A 23,658-nucleotide genomic window follows, 5' to 3' on the forward strand; every position below is an offset into this window, starting at 1 on the left:
GCAGCTTAGTAGTCAAGTCCTCGGCCTATTAGTACCGGTCAACTGAACCCGTTACCGGGCTTACATTTCCGGCCTATCAACCCAGTCGTCTAGCTGGGGGCCTTACCCCACAAAGTGGGTGGGATACCTCATCTTGAAGCAGGCTTCCCGCTTAGATGCTTTCAGCGGTTATCCCTTCCGAACGTAGCTAACCAGCCGTGCCCTTGGCAGGACAACTGGCACACCAGAGGTTCGTCCGTCCCGGTCCTCTCGTACTAGGGACAGCCCTTCTCAAGTATCCTACGCGCACGGCGGATAGGGACCGAACTGTCTCACGACGTTCTAAACCCAGCTCGCGTACCGCTTTAATGGGCGAACAGCCCAACCCTTGGGACCTGCTACAGCCCCAGGATGCGACGAGCCGACATCGAGGTGCCAAACCATCCCGTCGATATGGACTCTTGGGGAAGATCAGCCTGTTATCCCCGGGGTACCTTTTATCCGTTGAGCGACACCGCTTCCACTCGCAAGTGCCGGATCACTAGTCCCGACTTTCGTCCCTGCTCGACCTGTCAGTCTCACAGTCAAGCTCCCTTGTGTACTTGCACTCAACACCTGATTGCCAACCAGGCTGAGGGAACCTTTGGGCGCCTCCGTTACCTTTTAGGAGGCAACCGCCCCAGTTAAACTACCCACCAGACACTGTCCCTGAACCGGATAACGGTCCGAAGTTAGATACCCAAATCAACCAGAGTGGTATTTCAAGATTGCCTCCACCCATACTGGCGTATGGACTTCACCGGCTCCCACCTATCCTACACAAGCTAATTCGAGTACCAATGTCAAGCTATAGTAAAGGTCCCGGGGTCTTTCCGTCCTGCCGCGCGTAACGAGCATCTTTACTCGTACTGCAATTTCGCCGGGCCTGTGGTTGAGACAGTGGGGAAGTCGTTACGCCATTCGTGCAGGTCGGAACTTACCCGACAAGGAATTTCGCTACCTTAGGATGGTTATAGTTACCACCGCCGTTTACTGGCGCTTAAGTTCTCCGCTTCGCCCCGAAGAGCTAACAGGTCCCCTTAACGTTCCAGCACCGGGCAGGCGTCAGTCCATATACATCGAATTACTTCTTCGCATGGACCTGTGTTTTTAGTAAACAGTCGCTTCCCCCTGCTCTCTGCGGCCATACAACGCTCCACCCGCGCGGGGCTTCACGTCTCCGGCCCCCCTTCTCCCTAAGTTACGGGGGCAATTTGCCGAGTTCCTTAACCACAGTTCGCCCGATCGCCTCGGTATTCTCTACCTGACCACCTGTGTCGGTTTGGGGTACGGGCCGCTAAGAACTCGCTAGAGGCTTTTCTCGGCAGCATAGGATCACTGACTTCACCTGAATCGGCTCGGCATCACGTCTCAGCCTTCATGTGTTGCGGATTTGCCTACAACACGGCCTACACGCTTACCCCGGCACAACCACCGGCCGGGCTCAGCTACCTTCCTGCGTCACCCCATCGCTTGACTACTACCCATCAGGTTCCCACGCTCCCTCAGCTCAGTCCGAAGACCTCACCAAGTTCGGGTGGTTAGCACAACGAGGTTCATCAGGGACGCTCTTTCGCGGGTACGGGAATATCAACCCGTTGTCCATCGACTACGCCTCTCGGCCTCGCCTTAGGTCCCGACTCACCCAGGGCGGATTAGCCTGGCCCTGGAACCCTTGGTCATCCGGCGGAAGGGTTTCTCACCCTTCTTTCGCTACTCATGCCTGCATTCTCACTCGTGCCGCGTCCACAACTGGGTCACCCCGCTGCTTCACTCGCGGCACGACGCTCCCCTACCCATCCACACACCTGCACAAGGAATCAAGTCCAAGCGAGGATAAAATGTGAATGCCACAGCTTCGGCGGTGTGCTTGAGCCCCGCTACATTGTCGGCGCGGAACCACTTGACCAGTGAGCTATTACGCACTCTTTAAAGGGTGGCTGCTTCTAAGCCAACCTCCTGGTTGTCTATGCGACCCCACATCCTTTTCCACTTAGCACACGCTTAGGGGCCTTAGCTGGTGATCTGGGCTGTTTCCCTCTCGACTACGAAGCTTATCCCCCGCAGTCTCACTGCCGCGCTCTCACTTACCGGCATTCGGAGTTTGGCTGATTTCGGTAAGCTTGTGGGCCCCCTAGACCATCCAGTGCTCTACCTCCGGCAAGAAACACGCGACGCTGCACCTAAATGCATTTCGGGGAGAACCAGCTATCACGGAGTTTGATTGGCCTTTCACCCCTAACCACAGGTCATCCCCCAATTTTTCAACATTGGTGGGTTCGGCCCTCCACGCGGTCTTACCCGCGCTTCAGCCTGCCCATGGCTAGATCACTCCGCTTCGGGTCTAGGACACGCGACTGAATCGCCCTATTCAGACTCGCTTTCGCTACGGCTCCCCCACACGGGTTAACCTCGCCACATGCCACTAACTCGCAGGCTCATTCTTCAAAAGGCACGCCGTCACCCCGCAAGGCTCCGACGGATTGTAGGCGAACGGTTTCAGGTACTATTTCACTCCCCTCCCGGGGTACTTTTCACCATTCCCTCACGGTACTTGTCCGCTATCGGTCACCAGGAAGTATTTAGGCTTACCAGGTGGTCCTGGCAGATTCACGGCAGATTTCAGGGGTCCGCCGCTACTCGGGAACACCCACAGAAGGTCAGCAACTTTCACCTACCGGACTCTCACCGTCTACGGTCAGCCATTCCAGACTGTTCGACTAGCCACTGACTTTGTAACTTCTCGAACAAGTGTCAGCTTGTTCAGCAGGGTCCCACAACCCCGACCACGCAACCCCTGACAGGTATCACACGCAGCCGGTTTAGCCTCGATCCGCTTTCGCTCGCCACTACTCACGGAATCACTAAATTGTTTTCTCTTCCTACGGGTACTGAGATGTTTCACTTCCCCGCGTTCCCTCCACACACCCTATGTGTTCAGGTGTGGGTGACACCACATGACTGGTGCCAGGTTTCCCCATTCGGACACCCTGGGATCACAGCTTGGTTGACAGCTCCCCCAGGCCTATCGCGGCCTCCCACGTCCTTCATCGGCTCCTGGTGCCAAGGCATTCACCGTTCGCCCTTGACAACTTGACCACAAAGATGCTCGCGTCCACTGTGCAATTCTCAACAAACGACCAACCCACAACCCGATCCGCCCCACACCAAACCCAGCCCCTCTCAGGACCAACGGTATGTGGGGCCAGGCCATGCCTGGCAGACTTCCAGCCCCCACACAGGAGGCCGGCGCGTCTCTGAAACAACAACCAGAGGTTGTTCCTTCAGGACCCAACAGGGTGCTCACATTCTCCCCCAGCCGCACCAGAAGCCACCGTTCCCACCACCGAAGTAGCTGTACTAGGCGCCGCCGGCCGTTGCCAGGGCAAAACTTGCCAGTGTCTCCGCCATCTGAGCACCCCGACCCAACATTCGTGGGCCGCGGGCTCCTTGCACCCTTTCGGGTGAAGGTGCTCCTTAGAAAGGAGGTGATCCAGCCGCACCTTCCGGTACGGCTACCTTGTTACGACTTCGTCCCAATCGCCAGCCCCACCTTCGACGGCTCCCTCCACAAGGGTTGGGCCACCGGCTTCGGGTGTTGCCGACTTTCGTGACGTGACGGGCGGTGTGTACAAGGCCCGGGAACGTATTCACCGCAGCGTTGCTGATCTGCGATTACTAGCGACTCCGACTTCACGGGGTCGAGTTGCAGACCCCGATCCGAACTGAGACCGGCTTTTTGGGATTCGCTCCACCTCGCGGTATCGCAGCCCATTGTACCGGCCATTGTAGCATGCGTGAAGCCCTGGACATAAGGGGCATGATGACTTGACGTCATCCCCACCTTCCTCCGAGTTGACCCCGGCAGTCTTCGATGAGTCCCCGCCATAACGCGCTGGCAACATCGAACGAGGGTTGCGCTCGTTGCGGGACTTAACCCAACATCTCACGACACGAGCTGACGACAGCCATGCACCACCTGTGACCGCCCCCGAAGGACCTCACATCTCTGTGAGTTTTGCGGCCATGTCAAACCCAGGTAAGGTTCTTCGCGTTGCATCGAATTAATCCGCATGCTCCGCCGCTTGTGCGGGCCCCCGTCAATTCCTTTGAGTTTTAGCCTTGCGGCCGTACTCCCCAGGCGGGGCGCTTAATGCGTTAGCTGCGGCACAGGGAACCGGAGAGGCCCCCCACACCTAGCGCCCAACGTTTACAGCGTGGACTACCAGGGTATCTAATCCTGTTCGCTCCCCACGCTTTCGCTCCTCAGCGTCAGTATCGGCCCAGAGACCCGCCTTCGCCACCGGTGTTCCTCCTGATATCTGCGCATTTCACCGCTACACCAGGAATTCCAGTCTCCCCTACCGAACTCTAGCCTGCCCGTATCGACCGCAGGCTTGGGGTTGAGCCCCAAGTTTTCACGGTCGACGCGACAAGCCGCCTACGAGCTCTTTACGCCCAATAAATCCGGACAACGCTCGCACCCTACGTCTTACCGCGGCTGCTGGCACGTAGTTGGCCGGTGCTTCTTCTGCAGGTACCGTCACTCTCGCTTCGTCCCTGCTGAAAGAGGTTTACAACCCGAAGGCCGTCATCCCTCACGCGGCGTCGCTGCATCAGGCTTCCGCCCATTGTGCAATATTCCCCACTGCTGCCTCCCGTAGGAGTCTGGGCCGTGTCTCAGTCCCAGTGTGGCCGGTCGCCCTCTCAGGCCGGCTACCCGTCGTCGCCTTGGTAGGCCATCACCCCACCAACAAGCTGATAGGCCGCGAGCCCATCCCAAGCCGAAAAACTTTCCACCACCAGCCATGCGGCCAGAAGTAATATTCGGTATTAGCCCCCGTTTCCGAGGGTTATCCCAAAGCTTGGGGCAGGTTGCTCACGTGTTACTCACCCGTTCGCCGCTCGAGTACCCCGAAGGGCCTTTCCGCTCGACTTGCATGTGTTAAGCACGCCGCCAGCGTTCGTCCTGAGCCAGGATCAAACTCTCCAACAAAAAATTAGTTGAACAGCATCCTGACAACAAACAAATGTTGCCAAAGGAATCCCAACCAGCCAGCAAAAACTGACCAGTCCGGGGTATAAATCATAATTGGCACTGGCTTTACAAGCACCCTGTTGAGTTCTCAAAGAACAACCACACACCGACCAGAAGCCCCACCTCAGTGGAACCCCAACCGGGGTATTTCCCGCTCTACATCCCCGGCGCTTTCAGCGCCAGGCACTTTTACTACGTTACCCGCTCGTTTCCGCCGTGTCAAACCGATATTTCGCGGTTCGTCATGCTTCAACCCGATAACGCGGATAGTCTTGCTTGCTCGAGTCCACGATGACGCACGTCGTTACCGACGTTCGTTACTGTCGTGGGAAGCCGCAGACCGGCCGATCACCGCTTCGCGGCTCTCCGCCCGGCTCCTGCCGGCTCCGAAACTCTACCCGGTCGGCTTCGCGTTCGCAACCCCGTTTCCGGAGTGTTCCGCACCGCCCGATCCTCAGTCTCGCTCGGCGTTCCCGCCACGAGCCTGGCGCCCGTTCTCGGCCGGTTTGTCCGGACTCCCCCGTGCAGAGAGAAAGTTACGCGGACGGCCCGGAGAAGGCAAATCAGGGTTCATCACTGGTTCGGGTGAACAGCGCCTACCGGTCGCCGGCGCAGCCGAGGACGCGAGCGCGTCGACTCCCCGGCGCAGCCGAGGACGCGGGCCGCCTCGACGTGCCAGAGTGTCAGTCATGGATGAGTCCGGGCACGGTGCCAGGGTGTTCGCCGAGGAGGCGCTACTCGGCCTCATCGGGCCGTTCTGGCAGGTGGTGATCGGCGCGGTAGTGCTGGTCGTACTTGTGCTCTCGGTGGGACGACTGGCCCGACGGGGCAGGTCCCGGATGACCACGGCGCTGCTGGTCACCGCGGCGGCCATCGCCGGGTTCGCGGTCATCGGCGTCCTGCTGGAGGGCTGAGGTTCAGAGCCGGCGGTTGGCCAGGCTGGGCAGCTCGGCGCGGATCGTGTCGAGCCGCTCCAGGTCCAGGTCGACGACGGAGAGCCCCGGGCCGTCCGGCACCTGGCCGATGACCGTGCCCCACGGGTCGACCACCATGCTGCGCCCAAAGCAGGTGCGACCTGGCTCGTGGTCGCCGGTCTGACCCGCCGCCGCCACGAAACACTGGTTCTCGATGGCCCTGGCCCGCAGCAGGATCTCCCAGTGATCCCGGCCGGTGTGCATCATGAACGCCGCCGGAACCACAAACAGCTGAGCGCCGCCATCGGCGGCGAGCAGCCGGTACAGCTCCGGGAAGCGCAGGTCGTAGCAGATCGACAAGCCGACCCGCAGCCCCTCGACGTCGACCACCACCGGCTGGACCCCGGGCGCGACACTCGCCGACTCCCGGTAGGAGACCCGACCGGGGATCTCCACGTCGTACAAGTGGATCTTGCGATAGCTCGCGGCCAGGCTGCCGGAACGGTCGAAGACCAGCGAGGTGTTCCAGGTGTGGTCCGGGTCCGGGCCGGCCTCGTGGAACGAGCCGGCCACCAGCCAGATCCCGAGCCGCCGCGCGACGCCGGCGAAGAAGCTGCCCACCTCACCGTCGACCGGCTCCGGTTCGGGCAGCCCAGCGGCAGGACCCAGGTAGTCGACGTACTCCGGAAGGACGGCGAGATCCGCGCCGCCGGCGGCGGCGCGCTCCAGTAGGGCCTCCGCGGCCGCCAGATTGGCCTTACGGTCGTCCCGGGCGTTCAGCTGGCAGACGGCGACACGCATGAGCAAAGGGTACGGCTGGAGGGCTCTGACGGACAGCGTCACAGTCTGACCGGCACGGGTGGGTGGTCACTGGCAAACGGCGCCGAACACGATCACGCCGGCCGCTCAGGATCGAACGACCGGCGTGACACGGGAAGGATCAGGCGGACTTCTCTTCGCGGTCGCGCCGAGCCCGGCGCCCGGTGAACTCACGCGGCACGATCGTCGGGTTGACGTTCTCCAGGACAACCTCGCGGGTGATCAGCACGCGGGCGGCGTCGGGGTTGCTCGGCACCTCGTACATCGCGGAGAGCAGGACCTCCTCGATGATGGCCCGCAGACCACGGGCACCCGTGCCCCGCAGCATCGCCTGATCGGCGATCGCTTCCAGCGCCGGCTCGTCGAACTCGAGCTCGACACCGTCCAGCTCGAACAGGCGCTGGTATTGCCGGACCAGGGCGTTGCGCGGCTCGGTGAGGATCCGAACGAGGGCGCTGCGGTCCAGGCTGCGGACGTTGGTGATCACCGGCAGCCGGCCGACGAACTCGGGGATCAGCCCGAACTTGAGCATGTCTTCCGGCATGACCTGGCTGAAGATGTCGTCGGTCGACCGGTCCGAGACCGACCGGAGTCGGGCGCCGAAGCCGGTGCCGCCCTGCCCGGTGCGGGACTCGATGATCTGGTCGAGGCCGGCGAACGCCCCACCACAGATGAACAACACGTTCGTGGTGTCGATCTGGATGAACTCCTGATGTGGGTGCTTACGGCCACCCTGCGGCGGCACGTTTGCCACAGTGCCCTCGAGCATCTTGAGCAGGGCCTGCTGCACACCCTCACCGGAGACGTCCCGGGTGATCGACGGGTTCTCCGACTTGCGGGCGATCTTGTCGACCTCGTCGATGTAGATGATGCCGGTCTCGGCGCGCTTGATGTCGTAGTCGGCGGCCTGGATCAGCTTGAGGAGGATGTTCTCGACGTCCTCGCCCACGTAGCCCGCCTCGGTCAGCGCTGTGGCGTCGGCGATGGCGAACGGGACGTTCAACATCCGGGCGAGGGTCTGCGCCAGGTGGGTCTTGCCGCACCCCGTCGGACCGAGCAGCAGGATGTTGGACTTGGCCAGCTCGACGGCGTCACTGCCGGAGCCCGGCGCGCCAGCCGCCTCGGCCTGAATCCGCTTGTAGTGGTTGTAGACCGCTACGGCGAGCGCCTTCTTTGCCTGATCCTGACCCACGACGTAGGTGTCGAGGAACTGGCAGATCTCCATCGGCTTGGGAAGCTCTTCCCACTTCACCTCGCCGGACTCGGCCAGCTCCTCTTCGATGATCTCGTTGCAGAGATCGATGCACTCGTCGCAGATGTAGACCCCTGGGCCCGCGATGAGCTTCTTGACCTGCTTCTGCGACTTGCCGCAGAAGGAGCATTTCAGTAGGTCGCCGCCGTCACCGATCCGTGCCACCTACGTTCTCCCTGCACTCATCGGCCGGAGACCCGGCCCTGACCTGCGGACGTTGCGCGCCGCCCGGCTTAGTTCGCGCCGCCGGCCCAACCGGCGAAGCGGTACGGACCCGACGTTACCCGCTGGCGGGGCATTCTCCGACCCCCAAAACGGGTGTGTCAGAGGTCGGCCGGGAACGGAGCCCCGGCCAACCTCTGACCCGGTACAGCTCAGCGGGCGGCGTTGGCCGCCAGCAGACCCTTCTTGCGGCTGGTCAGGATCGTGTCGACCAGCCCGTACTCCTTGGACTCCTCGGCCGTCATGATCTTGTCGCGGTCGATGTCCTTGCGAACCTGCTCGATCGGGCGGTTGCAGTGGCGGGACAGCATGTCCTCCAGCTGCGTACGCATCCGCAGGATCTCCCGGGCCTGGATCTCGATGTCCGAGCCCTGCCCGTAGCCGCCCTCGGTGGCCGGCTGGTGGATGATGATCCGCGAGTTCGGCAGGGCCATCCGCTTACCCGGAGTGCCCGCCGAGAGCAGCACCGCCGCCGCGCTCGCCGCCTGCCCGAGGCAGACCGTCGAGATGTCCGGACGGACGTACTGCATGGTGTCGTAGATCGCCGTCATGGCGGTGAACGAACCACCCGGCGAGTTGATGTACATGATGATGTCGCGGTCCGGGTCGGTGCCCTCGAGCGTCAGCAGCTGGGCCATCACGTCGTTGGCCGACGCGTCGTCCACCTGGACGCCGAGGAAGATGATCCGGTCCTCGAAGAGCTTGTTGTACGGGTTCGACTCCTTGACCCCGTACGACGTGCGCTCGACGAACGACGGCAGCACGTAGCGGTTGTGCACGGCCGCGAACTGGGGCGGCAGGCTCAGATCGGTCATCGTCAGCTCCTCAGCTCAGGGTCCCGGCGCCATCCGGAACCTGTGCGGCCCCGATGATCACCTTGTCGATGAAGCCGTAGTCCATGGCCTCCTGGGCGGTGAACCAACGGTCCCGGTCCGAGTCGGCCTCGATCTGCGACTGGCTCTGGCCGGTGTGGTGCGCGACCCGCTCCTGGAACATCCGCTTCGTGTAGAGCATCTGCTCCGCCTGGATGGCGATGTCGGACGCCGTGCCGCCCAGACCACCGGACGGCTGGTGCATCATGATCCGTGCGTGGGGCAGGGCGTACCGCTTGCCCTTGGTGCCCGCGCAGAGCAGCAGCTGACCCATCGAGGCAGCCATGCCCATCGCCACGGTCGACACGTCGTTGTCGATGAACTGCATGGTGTCGTAGATCGCCATGCCGGAGTAGACCGAGCCACCCGGCGAGTTGATCCACAGGTTGATGTCGCGGTCCGGGTCCTCCGCGGCGAGCAGCAGCAGCTGCGCGCAGATGCGGTTGGCGACCTGGTCGGTCACCTCACTGCCCAGGAAGATGATGCGTTCCTTGAGCAACCGGTTGTAGACCGAGTCGTCGAGGTTGCCAATGGAGTCGCCACCGCGCGCGTCAATCGCCCGGAGCGACTTCTTGGGGATGTGCATGTCGGTCATGGCAGCCCTTCGCTCTCCGTACCGTCTTTCCCGACACTAACCGCTGTGCGAGGCGGCAGAGTCCCGGTCGGGGCAGTGTTCGCTCTCAGCGCAGCTGTGTCGGGTACCCGCGGCGCGGGCTTCCGGGCGTACCCGGCAGTGCTTGCCGCCCGGGCGTACCCGGAAAGGAAACGGCCGCCGTCCGCCGCTCAGCGGCGGACGGCGGCCGCACCCGACGATCAGTGGTCGTGGTTGTGCTCCGCCTCGTTGGCGGCGCGGAGCGCGTCGAGGGTGATCCCGTTGCCGGCCGAGTCCTTGATCGTGATCTTCTCCATGACGGCCGCGAGCGCCTTGCCCCGCCGCACGTCGCCGAAGACCGCGGCGGCCGCGCCGGAGCGCACCAGCTGGTCGTAGTACTGCTGCGGGGCCATCCCGGCACGCTGCGCCCGGTGCACGATCTCGTGCCCGAACTCGTCGTCGGAGACCTGCACGTCCTCCGCGTCGGCGAGCGTGTCCAGCAGGAGCTGGACCTTGACGCCCTCGGTCGCCGCCTCGGTCAGCTCGGCGTCGATCTGCTCCTCGGTCTTGTCCTCGGCAGCGAGGTACTCCTCCATCGAGGCGCCGATCCGCTCCAGCTGGTCGACCATCGCCTGCTTGCGGCTCTCGACCTCCTCGCGGACGACACCCTCCGGGGCCGGAATGTCGGCGGCCTCGACGAGCTGGGCCAGCGCCTTGTCCCGAGCGGCGTAGATCTGCTCGACCTGCTTGCCCTGGGTGACCCGGGACCGCAGGTCGCCGCGCAGCTCCTCGATCGTGTCGAACTCGCTCGCCATCTGGGCGAACTCGTCGTTCAGCTCCGGCAGCTCCTTCTCCTTGACCGTGCGCACGGTCACCGCCACGTCGGCGTCCCGACCGGCGAAGTCGCCGCCGACCAGCTGGGTGGTGAAGGTGGTGTCGTCACCGGCGGCGAGGCCGACCACTGCCTCGTCCAGGCCCGGCAGGAGCTGCTTGCTGCCCACCTCGTGGGAGATGTTGCTCGCCTGGCCGCCCGGCACGTCCTCGCCGTCGACGGTGGCGTTCAGGTCGATCTGGACGTAGTCGCCCTCGGCGGCGGCCCGCTCGACGGTCTTGAGGGTCGCGAAACGCTCCCGCAGGTTCTTCACCTGCTCGTCGATCTCGCTCTCGTCGATCTGCAGCTCGTCGACCGTCACCTCGATGGTGCTCGCGTCCGGGATGGTGATCTCCGGGCGGACGTCGACCTCGGCCGTGAAGTTCAGCGAATCACCGTCGTTGAACTCGGTGATCTCGACCTCCGGGCGCCCCAGCGTCTTCAGGTCGTGCTCACGCACCGCGGCGAGGATGTTCTCCGGGATGGCCTCCTGGACCGCCTCGTTGAGGACGGTGCCCCGGCCCACCCGCTGGTCGATCACCGCGGTCGGCACCTTGCCCCGGCGGAAGCCCGGAACCTGGACCTGCGAACCGATCTCCCGGTACGCCTTCTTGAGGCTCGGCTCGAGCTCGACGAACGGCACCTCGATGGCGAGCCGCACGCGCGTCGGGCTCAGAGTCTCGACGGTGCTCTTCACAGGCGTACTCCTTGACGGATCTCAGTTGAGTCTGGGCGTGATTCAGCCCATCGAGTGTAGGCGAGCCGGCCTGACGCTCCGGCATCGCCCGGGGACCGCACTGGGCGGCACCCGGGGCGGCCCGGCCCGCGGACGACAGTCGGGGTGGCGGGATTTGAACCCACGGCCCCTCGCTCCCAAAGCGAGTGCGCTACCAAGCTGCGCCACACCCCGTGGCGACGTGCAGTCTATGCCGTCGCCACGCCTCAGTCGGTGCCGGGGCATCCCCCACCCGGGCACATCACCCGAAAATTACCATTCCGCCCCGCCCACGTGCCGCCAAGATCCGTACGGCGACGTCAAGATCCGTACAACGTCGCGGATGTAATGGCCTCCTCGGACGGCGAGGCCCCTCCATCCCGGATGTTGTGCGGATCTTGGGTCGCGTGCCGCCGGGTCGCGGACGACGCCGCACCGCGGGGCGGTGACGCGGTTACGCGTCGGGCCTCGACATTGGGTACGCTGTGGGCGCGTCCCGTTTCGGCGGGATGCACGCGGGCGTAGCTCAATGGTAGAGCTTCAGTCTTCCAAACTGACTACGCGAGTTCGATTCTCGTCGCCCGCTCCAACGCCCTCCGGCCCAGGTCGGAGGGCGCTTTGGCGTACAGGGCCGTCTCCAGTGTCGGCGACGGCGCACACGGCAGGGCCCAGGCGCACACCGGTGGCGGCACCTGGACCCACTCGGCGAGGCCGAGTCGCCGTGTCACTTCAGATGAAACCGTTCGTCGACGGCGAGAGCCGCCAACTGCGGCACGGAGAACGGCAGCTTCGTCAACGCCGGCCGGCTCTCGTCCAGCCGTACGCCCTGCGCCACGAAGACCACCACGCCGTCCGGGTGCCGGTACGCCGACCACTGGTCGAGCCGATCGTCGCCGCTCGGTCGGACCACCACGCCGACCCGCACGGCTCCGACGGTCTCGACCTGGCACCCACCCCGCATGCCCCAGAATTTCTGGGCCAGGTCGCACGGCTCGGTCGGCAGCTGATTGCCGGCGGCGTGCACCTCGACGATCACGCGACCGGTGCCCTCGCCCTGCGCCACGGCCACCGAGGACGAGTAGCTCCACACGTCGACGCCGTCCACCTTGTCCTCGAACTGCGCCTGGTGGGTCCGCAGCGTCCGCTCCTCGGCGGACTGGCTCGACGGGTCCTCCGGCGTGGTGTAGCCGGAAGGTATGACCGAGACAGCCTCGCCGAGCAGGTGAGCCCCCTGCTCGTACCGGGACCCGGCCCGCGCGGTCCGGTCCTCCTGCGGTTGCCCGTCCGGCCCGGTCGGCCACGGCTCCTTGGTGTCCGGAGCAGCCAGTGGCCCCTGCCCCGCCGGTTGGTAGACGTGGCCGCCCGGGGTGGCGACGGCCGCGAAGCCGGTGACGGCCAGCACGACAGCAGCCGATCCGAGGGACGCCCACAGCGCGCGTCGCCGGAAGTGCGTCCGCCGTGCCGCGCCGAGCGCGGCCGTCGTACTCAATGGTGGTGGTGGGGTTGTCCCCGCCATCTCGCTGCGCAGCCCCTCGCGCAACTCCTGCTCGTTCATCGCTCCCCGATCTCGATCCCGCTGTAGGTGGGTGTCAGGAGGCCGCGCAAGGTGTCGAGCCCGCGTGCCGCCTGGCTCTTCACCGTCCCTGGAGAACACTCCAGCAGCGCCGCGACGTCATCGACCGACAGGTCCTCCCAGTACCGCAGAACCAGCACGGCCCGCTGACGCGGTGCCACCCGGGTCAGCGCCTGCAGCAGCACCAGTCGGCTCTCCGGCGAGTCGGGCGGGGCCACCTGTTCGGCGTCCTCCGCACCCACCCGTTCGCGCCGCCACCAGCCGCGGCGGCGCTCGTCGAGGAAGGTCCGGATCAGGATCCGGCGCACGTAGCTGTCGAGCACCTCGTGCCGGGAGATCCGGTTCCAGACCCGGTAGAGCTTGACGAACGTGGTCTGGACCAGGTCTTCGGCACGGTGCCAGTCGCCGCACAGCAGGTACGCGGTGCCGCGCATGGCACCGGACCGTGCCGCGAAGTACTCGGCGAACGCCTCGTCGCGATCGCTCATTCAGGCCTCCGATCCCCGTTTCGAGTTAGTCACGCGGGGTCTGCCCCAGGGGGTTGCTCCGGATCTCGCGGACCTGTCACGGGATCAACGCCGGGAAGGCGCGGAGGACGCCTTGACAGGTGTCGATCCGTGCACTGGTGTAAGGACCAAGCACATCGACGTCCGTCACAGGAGGGCACATGATCGTCCGACGACGGTGGACAGCTGCCGCCACCACAGTGATCCTGTTCAGCGCAGTGTTGTCCCATCCGGCTTCCGGGGCGGCCGCATCCGCCGACCCGGCCGCCCCGATCGCTCTGAGCGCCACCGAAACCGCAGTGGTCCGAGTCCAGCTCCGCGATCAGGCCCAGTTGGACCGGCTCGTCGCCACCGGCGCGGACCTGGCCAACCGGCCCCGGGCACGGGACGGCCGGATCACCGCCGACCTGGTGCTCAGCGGCGCGCAGCTCGGCGACCTGACCGCGCAGGGCGCGACGGCCGTGCAGATCGTGCAGCGCGCCGGGGACGGCAACCGGCACTACGCCGACAGCGTCCGGGCGGCGCGGGCCCGTACCGCCGCCGGCCTGCGGGCGCCGGCCGCAGGCCAGCGGTCCGCCGCCGCCGTGGACACCCTCCAGGTGCAGCAGGCGTACTGGTGGACCACTACCGGGCAGACCTTCCTGCAGGCCCAGGTGGCCACCACCGCCACCGACGACCCGGACGTGGAGATCACCGTCAGTTGGCGCACTGCGGACGGCGCCACCGGCTCGTTCCCGCTGTACCGGTTCGAGGACTCCGGTGAGTACCAGTACCACTATGCGCTCCCCCAGCCCGTGCCGAGCCGACCGGTTCAGCTGACCGCCACCTCCAGCCTCGGCGGGGTCAGTCGGGCGATCACCCCGACGCTCTGGCCGAACGCCTCCCCGCCGCCGCTGCCGGCCGGCTACCAGAAGGACTTCATCGACGCGTACCTGACGCCGGTGGACATCCAGGCGCGGATCAAGCGACTGGCCCGCCAGTACCGGGACCTGGTGGACGTGATCGACCTGCCGAACAAGACCCAGGGGTACCGGCGCAACGCCGTCGGCTATCTGGGCGATCCGGCGGTGGCCGCCCTGGTGGTCGAGTCGGTTCGCTTCGGCGACCAGAACATGAACGGCGTACAGGTGCGGACTGTCGACCCGGGCCGGGCGAACCGGCCACTGACCGTCGGCTACCGCGACCGCGTCCTCACCGTGTCACTGGCCACCGACACCGCGGGCAAGACGGTGAGCACCACCGACGAGGTCGCGGCGGCGATCAACGCCCGTCAACCGGACCGGTTCCGGGCCACCGTCGAGGACGGCTCGGCCGGGCTGCCGATGCCCGTCGCCGGCCCCACCCGACTCGACGACGGCCTCCAGGGCACCGAGGTGCCGGCGCGGCCGTGGACGGTGCAGGCGCTGCGCCTCGGCGTACACCGGGACGGCTCCCGGGTCGGAGTGCTCGCGTACTCCCAGGAACACGCCCGGGAGTGGGCCACCCCGCTGGTGACGCTGGAGTTCGCCGAGCGGATGCTGGCCAACGCCCGGACCGACTCGGCCACCCGTGAGCTGCTGGAGCAGGTCGACATCTTCGTCATCCCGATGGTCAACCCGGATGGCGCGAACTACTCGTTCAACGACTTCAACTTCCAGCGCAAGAACCTCGTCAACCACTGCACCGGGGCGGCCCGCGACCCGAAGAACCGCACCTCGTGGGGCGTCGACATCAACCGCAACTACACAGTCGGGTCGTACTTCGACGGCTACGTGGGGGCCAGCGCCAACTGCCTGTCCGGCACCTACGCGGGCACCGCCGAGCTGTCCGAGGCGGAGAGCGGCAACGTGATCGCGCTCGCACAGGACCACCCGAACATCAAGTTCGCGATGAACGTGCACTCCTACGGCGGGTACTTCATGTGGCCGCCGGGGGCGTACCGGGCCGACGGCAGGGTGACCCTGCCGCGACCGTCGATCGACGAGTCGACGCTGTTCCTCGACAGCGCCCGACGGATCGTCGGCGCCATCGCCCAGGAGCGCGGCACCGTCACCTGGCCGTCGCAGACCGGACCGGTAGCCGACGTGCTCTACTCGGCCGCCGGCAACTCGGCCGACCAGCTCTACTACGAGCTGGGCATCTTCGCCTGGGACTTCGAGGTCGGCAACGACCGGTGGAACCCGGCGACCAACGAGTGGGAGGGCGTCGGCTTCCAGCCACCGTTCGACGAGGCGCACGGCGAATCCCAGGAGTACGCCGGCGGGCTGGTGGAAATGGTCCGGGTGGCCCGCGACTACGCCGCCGCCGAATCCGCCGGCTGATCCCTCGGTGGTGCCGCGTCCCCTCGTCGGGGCGCGGTACCCGGCCGGATTTCACCCGTTTCCGCCGGATGCCTGGTGGGTAGGGCCCGTGCATGGACACGAACACCACTGCCCACCTGGTGGGCGGCCCTCGAGACGGCAGCACCCACGAGACCGGCAACGAGGCACTCGTCGAGGTGGAGATCGACGGCCTGATGCACCGCTACATCAAGACCACCAAGCGGCACGACGATGGTCGACCGCTCTACAACTACGACGGGGCGGTCGCCCCGGACGGCGGCGAGCCCGGCGTCGAGGATCCGGCCGCCCGGGTCGCGTCGCCCCGGGCCGACGCCGAGGGGCACGGCGGCACCCACTGACCGCCGCACCACCGGAATCACCCAGGCCCACGAAGGAGGAACCGGTCGGAGCGGCCGGCCGCGGATGAACCGCGGCCGGCCGGGTAAGCAACGACCTTGCCTGGTGGGGAGACGACCGGGTGCACGGGTGGGCGGTCCTGGACCAACCCGCCCGTGCACGCCCGGTCAGTTCGAGGAAATCCAGTTCCAGGCCGAGACGACCCACTCGGTCTGCTGGAGCCACGCCACGCCGAGGCCGACGAGGAACACCGCCGTCGCCAGGTGGGCACCGCGGGCGCTGCGCCGGACCCGGCCGAGCTGCCGCTCCAGCACCACCCGGCCGACCAGCCGGAACAGGGCGAACAGGCCGAGCGCCACCAGCAGGCTGAGCACCAGCACCAGCAGCGGGCCGCTCAGGTTCCCCTGGCCGGACAGCGCCCAGATCCCCCAACACACGAACGCGAAGAGGCCCGCCGCCGCGCTCCATTCGCCACCGAGCCGAAGCTGTGCCATCCGCGAGCTGAGCGAGCGGCGGGGCACCGGTTCGCCGGGCCAACCGGTGCCGGTCGGCTCCTGCTCGACCACCGGGAACGGCTCCGTCCGCGGGGTGCGACGCTCACCCACCGGAGCGACCCCCCGGCGGAACCCGTCACGCTGCGGCGGCACCCCGACGCCGGCCTGCGGTGGCACCTCCACGGTCCGCTCCGCCCACGGCTGCGTCTGGTCTGCCATCTCGTCCTCCCCCTGACCGACGGCAACAGCACCGCCTGGATTCGAGGGTAGCCAGCCGGCAAATCGGTCGCCGACCCCGGCCGGGACGCGTGGCCCCACGACGGTGCCGGATCGAACCCGGCCAGGGTACGGTCGGCTGATGGGTGACCCCGACCGACGACGGCGACGGCTGCGCCACCACGGCGACACCGAGACGGCCAGACCGGGTGCGGACGGCCCGACGGTCAGCACGCCGGGCGTGCACGACGGTGACGAGCCGCCGCCGCGACGCAGGAACACGGGCGGCGACGAGCGCGACGGCGAGCGAGGGCTGCGCGGGTTGGTCGGTTCCGGCTCGTCCCAGGTGGGGCTGAGCGCCGCACTACGGGCCCGAGACGCGGCCCGCCCCACCGACGACGACCTGGCCCAGGCCGAAGCCCGGGTGGTGGTCGTCCGGCGAAACTGGGTGCCCCGCGAGGAGCTGCCCCGCTCGCCGCGCTGAGCGCCGCACCGTCAGGGCAGGTCGGGCAGCTTCCGGGTCCGCTCGTACTCGGCCACCTGGGCGATCCGACGAGCGTGCCGCTCGTTGCCGGAGAACGGCGTGTTCAGGAACGCCTCGACGATGCCGGTCGCCTCGTCCAGCGTGTGCTGGCGGGCACCGATGGCGACCACGTTCGCGTCGTTGTGCTGGCGGGCCAACTGAGCGGTCTCGACGCTCCAGGCCAGCGCGGCGCGAACGCCGGCGACCTTGTTCGCGGCGATCTGCTCACCGTTGCCGGAACCACCGATGACCACCCCGAGGCCGGTCTCGTCGGCCACCACCTGATCGCCCGTGTGCAGGCAGAACGTGGGGTAGTCGTCGTCCGGGTCGTAGCTGTGCGGGCCGACGTCGACCACGTCGTAGCCCTGCATGGCCAGGTGGTTGGCCAGGTGCACCTTCAACTCGAAACCGGCGTGATCGGATCCCAGGTAGACGCGCATACCGGGCAGTCTGTCAGGCCGCGCTCGGGGACGTCACAGGGGCGGCGTCCCCGAGCCGGGTTCGTCACACGGTCGTGGGGATGACGCTCACCGCGGCAGCTCGGCGACGACCAGACCGCCGCGCGCCTTCGGGGTGAACCAGGTGCTCTTGCGGGGCATCTTCTCCCTGGCCAGGTTGACGGCGACGAAATCCGCCACGGTCACCGGCGCGATCAGGATGGCCAACTCGGCCCGCCCGGCGTCGACCTCGCCGGTGAGCCAGCTCGCCGGGTAGTCACCGCCGACGTAGGTGATTCGCTTGTCGCCCGGGTCCAGACCGAGCGCGTCGCGCAGCACCAGCCGCTCGACCAGGGCGTGGTCCAGGTTTTCCAGGCGGGCGGAGGCGGTGGCGGGCAGGCGCACCGCGTACCCCTGACCGTCGAGGCGGAGGTGCACGGTGCCGCCGGCCGCCGGGACCTCGACCGGGCCGTCGATCGGCTCGACCTCGGCGCCCGCGGCCCGCAGCCGGTCGAGCAGCTCGGCCGGGGTGGTGGTCAGCTCGCTGACCAACCGGTTGTACGGCTGGATGGCCACCGACGCGGGGGTGGTGACCACGGCCAGGAAGCGCGGCAGCCCTCCGGTCTGGGCGGCCAGGCTGCGGTGGTTGCCGTCCGCGACGACCAGGTCCCCGCCGCCGGCGAGAGCGGTCAGCGTGGCCTGCTCCGGGCCGGGGCCGAGCAGCCAGATGGCGTGCGTGCGCCCCGCCTGGTCGGTATCGGTCGCGGCGGGCGCGCCGGCCGTGTCGGTCGCCGCAGCGAGCGCGGCGTGAAGGTCGTCGCCACGCCCGGTCTGGAGCAGGAGTACGGGTGAGAGCAGGTGGCCCAGCGCGTCGGCCAGCGCCACCCGCTCGCGCACCTTGGCGATGAAGACGTCCTCGTTGCGGATGACCAGGCCCGGCTCGTCTGCCCGGGTGGAGATCTGGTCGGTGTCCACCATCGCGAACAGCCCGTACGCCGGCTCCTCGCCGGGCGCGCTGATCCGGTAGAGCACCACCACCTGCTCGGCGGGGGTGTAACTGCCGTCGGCCTTGGCCTCGGCGAAGCGGGCCACCGCGTCCGGCAGCGCGTCGAGGAACGACTTGCCCAGGCTCTGCGGGGCGCGGTGCGGCATCTCGATGCCGAGAGCACTGTGCGGGTTCGACTCGATGATCGCGGTGATTTCCGCGTCGTCGGCGAACTCGTCGTAGTTTTGCGCGCCGGTGCCGCCAGTGGTGACCCAGGCCCGGGTGATCGGATGCACGACCGTCATGCCCACTGACGCTACCGGCGACGGTGTCGCCGCCGACGGGGACCCGCGGGGCGTCCACCAGATGAAAGCGCCCGGTGAGGCCCTGTCGGTCAGCCGGCGCGGTCGGAGGTGCCCCGGCGGTGCTTGCCCGCGCTCACCGGCCCACCGTTGCCACGCCGACCGGTCCCGATCGGCCCGGTGTTCAGGGCGCGGCGAGGCGACGCGGGTGGCCCCGGCACGGGACGGTCGGGAGGAGGCGTGGGAACGGGCCGCGGGCTCAACGGCGGCGTCGGCACCGGGCGCGGAGGAGCCGGCGCCGGCGGCGGAGGAGCCGGTTCGGCCGGTGCCGCCAACGACGGCACCAGCGCCGGCGCGTTGGCCGGCACCGCGTCGACGGACGACGGCAGTGGGTCGACCGCCCTGGGCGGGGTGAGCCGGGAGGTCACCGGGACCCGGGCCACGCCCACCACGATGGGCGGCGCGAGTAGATCCACCAGGTGGGCGGGCAGGTCCGGGCGGACCGTCGGCCAGCGGGAGTCGTCAACGGACCAGTAGTCCGCGCCGGGAGTCTCGATCACCCCCTGCCGGGTCAACTGATCGTCACCGGACGCACGGTGCTTGGCCATCGGGATTTGCCTCCACGAACTGCGGCGTGCGGCCCTGCGGGCCGCTGCGGCGGACACCGAGGGAAACGACGCCGCCCGCCTCCCGGTGACGCCACTACCCTCCGCCGACCTCGGCACCCGACGAGAAACGCCCCCGTCCGCGCCACTGACGACGCACGGACGGGGGCGCGACGGTCGTCGCTCAGTCGAAGATCGGGCTCTGCTCGCGGGTGCGCTTGAGCTCGTAGAAGCCCGGAGTGCCGGCGACCAGCAGCACGCCGTCCCAGAGCCGGCCGGCGGCCTCCCCCTTCGGAGCCGGAGTGATCACCGGGCCGAAGAACGCGACAGGGGTGCCGTCCGGGCCGGGCGCGTGCACGACCGGAGTGCCCACGTCCTGCCCGACCGGGCGCATGCCCGCCTCGTGGCTGGCCCGCAGCGCCTCGTCGTAGTCCGTGCTGTCGGCGGCCGCGGCCAGTGCCGGGTCGAGGCCGGCCTCGGTGAGCGCGGCCACGTACAGCTCCGGACCCCGCTCCTGCTTCTGCAGGTGGATCCGGGTGCCGAGCGCGGTGTAGAGCGGGCGCAGCACGTCATTGCCGTGCAGCTGCTCGGCGGCGATGCAGACCCGCACCGGGCCCCACGCGGTCTTCAGGAACTCCTTGTAGTCCTCGGGCAGCTCGTCCCGACCGTCGTTGAGCACGGCCAGGCTCATCACGTGGAAGCGGATGTCCACATCCCGGATCTGCTCGACCTCGAGCAGCCAGCGGGAGGTTATCCACGCCCACGGGCAGGCCGGGTCGAACCACATGTCGGCGGTGACACGTTCGGTCACAGTGAGATCCCTTCACGACGGGTGGCGCCGACAGGTCGGCGTCTCAGGAGAATCTTCACCCCGCAGCGCATCGACCGGCACACGAATGAGAGCGTGACCTCGGCCACCGCGGGCTGCCCGTACATGGAAGACTCGAATCGGGCCAGCCGTCACGAGCGGTAGGCGAACGGGCGCCGCCGGGCGTACGGCGACATGTGGGATGGAGACGAACAGTGCCGGGAGTGCGCAACCTGACGCAGGTCGAGGCGACCGAGCGGGCACGCCTGCTCAACGTGACGGGGTATGACATCAGTCTGGACCTGTCCAGCGCCGTGCTGGCGGCCGACGGCCGCACGTTCAGGTCGACGACCGAGGTCCGGTTCCGCTGCTCCGAACCGGGCGCGAGCACCTTCATCGAGCTGGCCGCCGACTCGGTGCGGTCCGCGACGCTGAACGGCACGCCCGTCGACCTCTCCGACTGGTCCGCCGAGAAGGGCCTGACCCTGTCCGGGTTGGACAGCGACAACGTCCTGGTGGTCGATGCCGACTTCGGTTACTCCAACAGCGGTCAGGGTCTGCACCGGACGGTCGACCCGGTGGACGGCGAGACGTACCTCTACAGCCAGTTCGAGACGGCCGACGCGCAGCGGGTGTTCGCCTGCTTCGACCAGCCCGACCTGAAGAGCGTCTACACCTGGCACGTCACAGTGCCGGCGCACTGGCGGGCGGTCTCCAACATGCCCGTGCAGCGGGAGGAGCCGGCGGGGGAGGCGCTCAAGACGCTGCACTTCACCGAGTCGCCCCGGATGAGCACCTACATCACGGCGATGTGCGCCGGGCCGTACCACGAGGTGCGCGACGCGCACGACGGCATCGACCTGGGGGTGTTCTGCCGGGCGTCGATGGCACAGTACCTGGACTCCGACGACCTGTTCCTGATCACCAAGCAGGGCTTCGACTTCTTCCACGAGAAGTTCGACGTGCGCTACCCGCTGCCGAAGTACGACCAGCTCTGGGTGCCCGACTTCAACGCCGGCGCGATGGAGAACTTCGGCTGCGTGACGCACGCCGAGTCGCACTACCTGTTCCGCTCGCAGGTCACCGACTTCGAGTACGAGCAGCGGGCCAACACGATCCTGCACGAACTGGCCCACATGTGGTTCGGTGACCTGGTCACCATGCGCTGGTGGAACGACCTGTGGCTGAACGAGTCGTTCGCCGAGTGGGCCAGCCACTGGTGCAACACCAACGCGACCCGGTTCGCAGAGGCGTGGACGACCTTCCTGTCCATCCGGAAGAACTGGGGCTACCGGCAGGACCAGCTCTCCTCCACCCACCCGGTCTACACCGAGATGCCGGACATGGAGGCCGTGGAGGTCAACTTCGACGGCATCACCTACGCCAAGGGCGCGAGCGTGCTCAAGCAGCTCGTCGCGTACGTGGGTGAGGAGCCGTTCGTGGCCGGGCTGCGGGCCTACTTCGGCAAGCACGCCTGGGGCAACGCCACCTTCGACGACCTGCTCACCGAGCTGGAGGCCGCATCCGGGCGGGAGCTGCGCAAGTTCGCCGCGCAGTGGTTGGAGACCGCGCAGGTCAACACGCTGCGTCCGGAGGTGACCATCGGGGCCGACGGCACGTACGAGCAGGTGCTGGTGCGGCAGGAGGCCCCGGCGGCGTACCCGACGCTGCGGACCCACCGCATCGGCGTGGGCCTGTACGACCTGACCGACGGGCGGCTGGTCCGTAGGGAACGGTACGAGGTGGACGTGACCGGCGAGCACACGGATCTGGCCCCGCTGCGCGGCGTCCGGGCGGCCGACGTGTTGCTGCTCAACGACGACGACCTCAGCTACACCAAGCTGCGCCTCGACGAGCGCTCGATGGCGACAGTGGTGCAGCACATCGGTGGCTTCGACTCGTCGCTGGCCCGCGCGCTCTGCTGGACCGCCGCCTGGGACATGATCCGCGACGCCGAGTTGTCCGCCCGCGACTACGTGGCGCTGACGCTGAGCGGGCTGCCCGCGGAGACCGACATCAACCTGGTCACCGCCACCCTGCGGCAGGCGACCACGGCGCTCACCCTGTACGCCGACCCGGCCTGGGCGCCGACCGGCTGGGCCGACCTGGCCCGTACCGCCCGCGACGCACTCGCCGCCGCCGAGCCCGGCAGCGGGTTCCAGTTGGCCTGGGCCCGTGCGTTCACGTCGGCGGTCCGCTCCGAGGAAGACCTGGCCACGCTGCGCGGTTGGCTGGACGGCACCGGGATGCCGGCCGGGCTGACAGTCGACACCGAGCTGCGCTGGTCGGTCCTCGCCGCGCTGGTGGCCAACGGCGCCGCCGGCACCGCCGAGATCGAGGCGGAGCTGAGCAGCGACCGCACGGCCAGCGGCGAGCGGGAAGCCGCGTACGCGCACGCGCTGATGCCGACGGCCGAGAACAAGGCCGCCGTGTGGGCCCTGCTCACCGGCCCGGACGCACTGCCCAACTGGCGGCACCGGGCGCTGTTGCAGGGCTTCGCCCACCCGGCGCAGGTGGAGCTGGTCGCCCCGTACCGGGAGCGGTACTTCGCGGCGGTCGGGCAGGTGTGGGCCACCCGGGACAGCGAGCCGGCGCAGGAGTTCGCCCAGCTGGCGTACCCGACCTACCTGGTGGAGGACGACACGGTCGCGGCTACCGACGCGTGGCTGGCCGGCGACGGGCACCCCGCCCCGCTGCGTCGACTGGTGGCCGAGGGCCGCGACGGCGTGGTGCGGGCGCTGAAGGCCCGCGCGAAGGACGCCCAGAGCGCCTGAGCAGCTTGTCCGGGGCCGGCGTGGGTGTGAGCCCGCGCCGGCCCCGGGCGTTATCGTGACGCGATTCGCCAGGCGGCGCCCACCGGTTGGCGCGTGATCCGGGAAATTGGGGTGCAGGTCCCCGACGGTAATCTCATCCCCGATCTGACGGTGTTGCGACCAGGCGCACCCCGCGGGCGGATGTGGGCCGAACCGGCGAACATCGCGCTCGTCCTGGAAGTCGAGTCGACGGGAAGCCGTCGCCACGATCGCTTCACCAAACCTGCCCTCTACGCCGAGGCAGGCATCCCGCACTACTGGCGGGTGGAGCGGGGCGACTTCGGCCCGGTGACCTATCGCTATCGGCTCGGCAAGGGCGACCATTACGAGCTGCTGGGCACGATTGGTCCGGACGACGCCGTGACAGTGGACGAGCCGTGGACGATGAGGTTGGACCCGAGCGCCTGGCCGCACTGAGACAGCCCC

18 protein-coding genes, 2 tRNA genes and 2 rRNA genes are annotated in these 23,658 nt (G+C 67.5%); 7 read left to right on the forward strand and 15 right to left on the reverse strand.

All coding sequences use genetic code 11. The features are described 5' to 3' along the window. Nucleotides 1-8: 8 nt before the first annotated feature. Together OHB44_RS27425 and OHB44_RS27430 are read right to left on the reverse strand one after the other, a co-directional pair. Nucleotides 9-3,117 (reverse strand): 23S ribosomal RNA (locus tag OHB44_RS27425). A 382-nt stretch (nt 3,118-3,499) separates the two neighbouring features. Beyond that, nucleotides 3,500-5,014 (reverse strand): 16S ribosomal RNA (locus OHB44_RS27430). The 16S and 23S rRNA genes sit together here, the layout of an rRNA operon. Nucleotides 5,015-5,745: 731 nt before the next feature. On the opposite strand from OHB44_RS27430, the gene OHB44_RS27435 reads away from it, so the two are divergent. Continuing rightward, nucleotides 5,746-5,970: a hypothetical protein gene (locus tag OHB44_RS27435; protein ID WP_112584164.1), complete on the forward strand. Its 225-nt coding sequence runs from the start codon at nt 5,746-5,748 to the stop codon at nt 5,968-5,970. A 3-nt stretch (nt 5,971-5,973) separates the two neighbouring features. Here the strand turns inward: OHB44_RS27435 and OHB44_RS27440 are convergent, their stop codons facing one another. The 6 genes from OHB44_RS27440 to OHB44_RS27465 all read right to left on the reverse strand — a co-directional run bounded on the left by OHB44_RS27440 (nt 5,974) and on the right by OHB44_RS27465 (nt 11,508). Continuing rightward, complete coding sequence (locus OHB44_RS27440) at nt 5,974-6,771, reverse strand: carbon-nitrogen hydrolase family protein (protein WP_330438745.1); 798 nt, start codon at nt 6,769-6,771, stop codon at nt 5,974-5,976. 139 nt (nt 6,772-6,910) lie between these two features. After that, the gene (gene clpX, locus OHB44_RS27445) at nt 6,911-8,206 is read right to left on the reverse strand and encodes an ATP-dependent Clp protease ATP-binding subunit ClpX (protein ID WP_112676080.1); all 1,296 of its coding nucleotides are present in this window, start codon (nt 8,204-8,206) and stop codon (nt 6,911-6,913) included. Nucleotides 8,207-8,415: 209 nt separating this feature from the next. Next, nucleotides 8,416-9,078, reverse strand: coding sequence for an ATP-dependent Clp protease proteolytic subunit (locus OHB44_RS27450; protein ID WP_030333536.1), 663 nt, complete (start codon nt 9,076-9,078; stop codon nt 8,416-8,418). Nucleotides 9,079-9,088: 10 nt separating this feature from the next. Next, nucleotides 9,089-9,730 (reverse strand): ATP-dependent Clp protease proteolytic subunit, encoded by a 642-nt coding sequence (locus tag OHB44_RS27455; RefSeq protein WP_007464111.1) that lies wholly within the window; start codon nt 9,728-9,730, stop codon nt 9,089-9,091. Nucleotides 9,731-9,948: 218 nt separating this feature from the next. Then, the gene (gene tig, locus OHB44_RS27460; RefSeq protein WP_145789660.1) at nt 9,949-11,295 is read right to left on the reverse strand and encodes a trigger factor; all 1,347 of its coding nucleotides are present in this window, start codon (nt 11,293-11,295) and stop codon (nt 9,949-9,951) included. 139 nt (nt 11,296-11,434) lie between these two features. Then, a tRNA-Pro gene (locus OHB44_RS27465) sits at nt 11,435-11,508 on the reverse strand. Nucleotides 11,509-11,828: 320 nt separating this feature from the next. Here OHB44_RS27465 and OHB44_RS27470 point away from each other — a divergent pair. Then, a tRNA-Gly gene (locus tag OHB44_RS27470) sits at nt 11,829-11,902 on the forward strand. 135 nt (nt 11,903-12,037) lie between these two features. On the opposite strand, the gene OHB44_RS27475 is transcribed toward OHB44_RS27470, so the two are convergent. Beyond that, nucleotides 12,038-12,868, reverse strand: coding sequence for a hypothetical protein (locus tag OHB44_RS27475; protein ID WP_330438758.1), 831 nt, complete (start codon nt 12,866-12,868; stop codon nt 12,038-12,040). Then, entirely contained in the window at nt 12,865-13,374 is a 510-nt protein-coding gene (locus tag OHB44_RS27480; protein ID WP_330438759.1) for a SigE family RNA polymerase sigma factor, read from the reverse strand. Before OHB44_RS27480 ends, OHB44_RS27475 begins: the two co-directional genes overlap by 4 nt. 179 nt (nt 13,375-13,553) lie before the next feature. Between OHB44_RS27480 and OHB44_RS27485 the strand changes: the two genes are divergently transcribed. Then, on the forward strand, nt 13,554-15,692 hold the full coding sequence (locus tag OHB44_RS27485) for a M14 family zinc carboxypeptidase (protein ID WP_330438760.1): 2,139 nt from the start codon (nt 13,554-13,556) through the stop codon (nt 15,690-15,692). A gap of 92 nt (nt 15,693-15,784) precedes the next feature. After that, nucleotides 15,785-16,051 (forward strand): hypothetical protein, encoded by a 267-nt coding sequence (locus OHB44_RS27490; protein ID WP_238685431.1) that lies wholly within the window; start codon nt 15,785-15,787, stop codon nt 16,049-16,051. Between the two features lie 165 nt (nt 16,052-16,216). Here OHB44_RS27490 and OHB44_RS27495 read toward each other — a convergent pair whose 3' ends face one another. After that, nucleotides 16,217-16,762, reverse strand: a complete 546-nt coding sequence (locus OHB44_RS27495) for a hypothetical protein (RefSeq protein ID WP_238685432.1) — start codon at nt 16,760-16,762, stop codon at nt 16,217-16,219. 139 nt (nt 16,763-16,901) lie between these two features. On the opposite strand from OHB44_RS27495, the gene OHB44_RS27500 reads away from it, so the two are divergent. Further along, nucleotides 16,902-17,243: a hypothetical protein gene (locus OHB44_RS27500; protein WP_238685433.1), complete on the forward strand. Its 342-nt coding sequence runs from the start codon at nt 16,902-16,904 to the stop codon at nt 17,241-17,243. Between the two features lie 11 nt (nt 17,244-17,254). Here OHB44_RS27500 and OHB44_RS27505 read toward each other — a convergent pair whose 3' ends face one another. From OHB44_RS27505 to OHB44_RS27520, 4 genes are all read right to left on the reverse strand, one after another. Beyond that, nucleotides 17,255-17,722: a ribose-5-phosphate isomerase gene (locus OHB44_RS27505; RefSeq protein WP_112584153.1), complete on the reverse strand. Its 468-nt coding sequence runs from the start codon at nt 17,720-17,722 to the stop codon at nt 17,255-17,257. Nucleotides 17,723-17,809: 87 nt separating this feature from the next. Next, nucleotides 17,810-19,009, reverse strand: coding sequence for a DUF1015 family protein (locus OHB44_RS27510; protein WP_330438761.1), 1,200 nt, complete (start codon nt 19,007-19,009; stop codon nt 17,810-17,812). 89 nt (nt 19,010-19,098) lie between these two features. After that, nucleotides 19,099-19,614, reverse strand: coding sequence for a hypothetical protein (locus tag OHB44_RS27515; RefSeq protein ID WP_238685435.1), 516 nt, complete (start codon nt 19,612-19,614; stop codon nt 19,099-19,101). A gap of 181 nt (nt 19,615-19,795) precedes the next feature. Then, nucleotides 19,796-20,422, reverse strand: a complete 627-nt coding sequence (locus OHB44_RS27520) for a mycothiol-dependent nitroreductase Rv2466c family protein (RefSeq protein WP_210786053.1) — start codon at nt 20,420-20,422, stop codon at nt 19,796-19,798. 221 nt (nt 20,423-20,643) lie between these two features. On the opposite strand from OHB44_RS27520, the gene pepN reads away from it, so the two are divergent. Beyond that, a complete protein-coding gene (gene pepN, locus OHB44_RS27525) occupies nt 20,644-23,193 on the forward strand; it encodes an aminopeptidase N (RefSeq protein WP_266304615.1) in 2,550 nt (849 codons plus the stop codon). Nucleotides 23,194-23,256: 63 nt separating this feature from the next. Further along, complete coding sequence (locus tag OHB44_RS27530; protein WP_330441284.1) at nt 23,257-23,649, forward strand: Uma2 family endonuclease; 393 nt, start codon at nt 23,257-23,259, stop codon at nt 23,647-23,649. Nucleotides 23,650-23,658 lie beyond the last annotated feature (9 nt).

Source organism: Micromonospora sp. NBC_00821 (assembly GCF_036347035.1).
GTDB classification, from domain to species: Bacteria; Actinomycetota; Actinomycetes; order Mycobacteriales; family Micromonosporaceae; genus Micromonospora; species Micromonospora hortensis.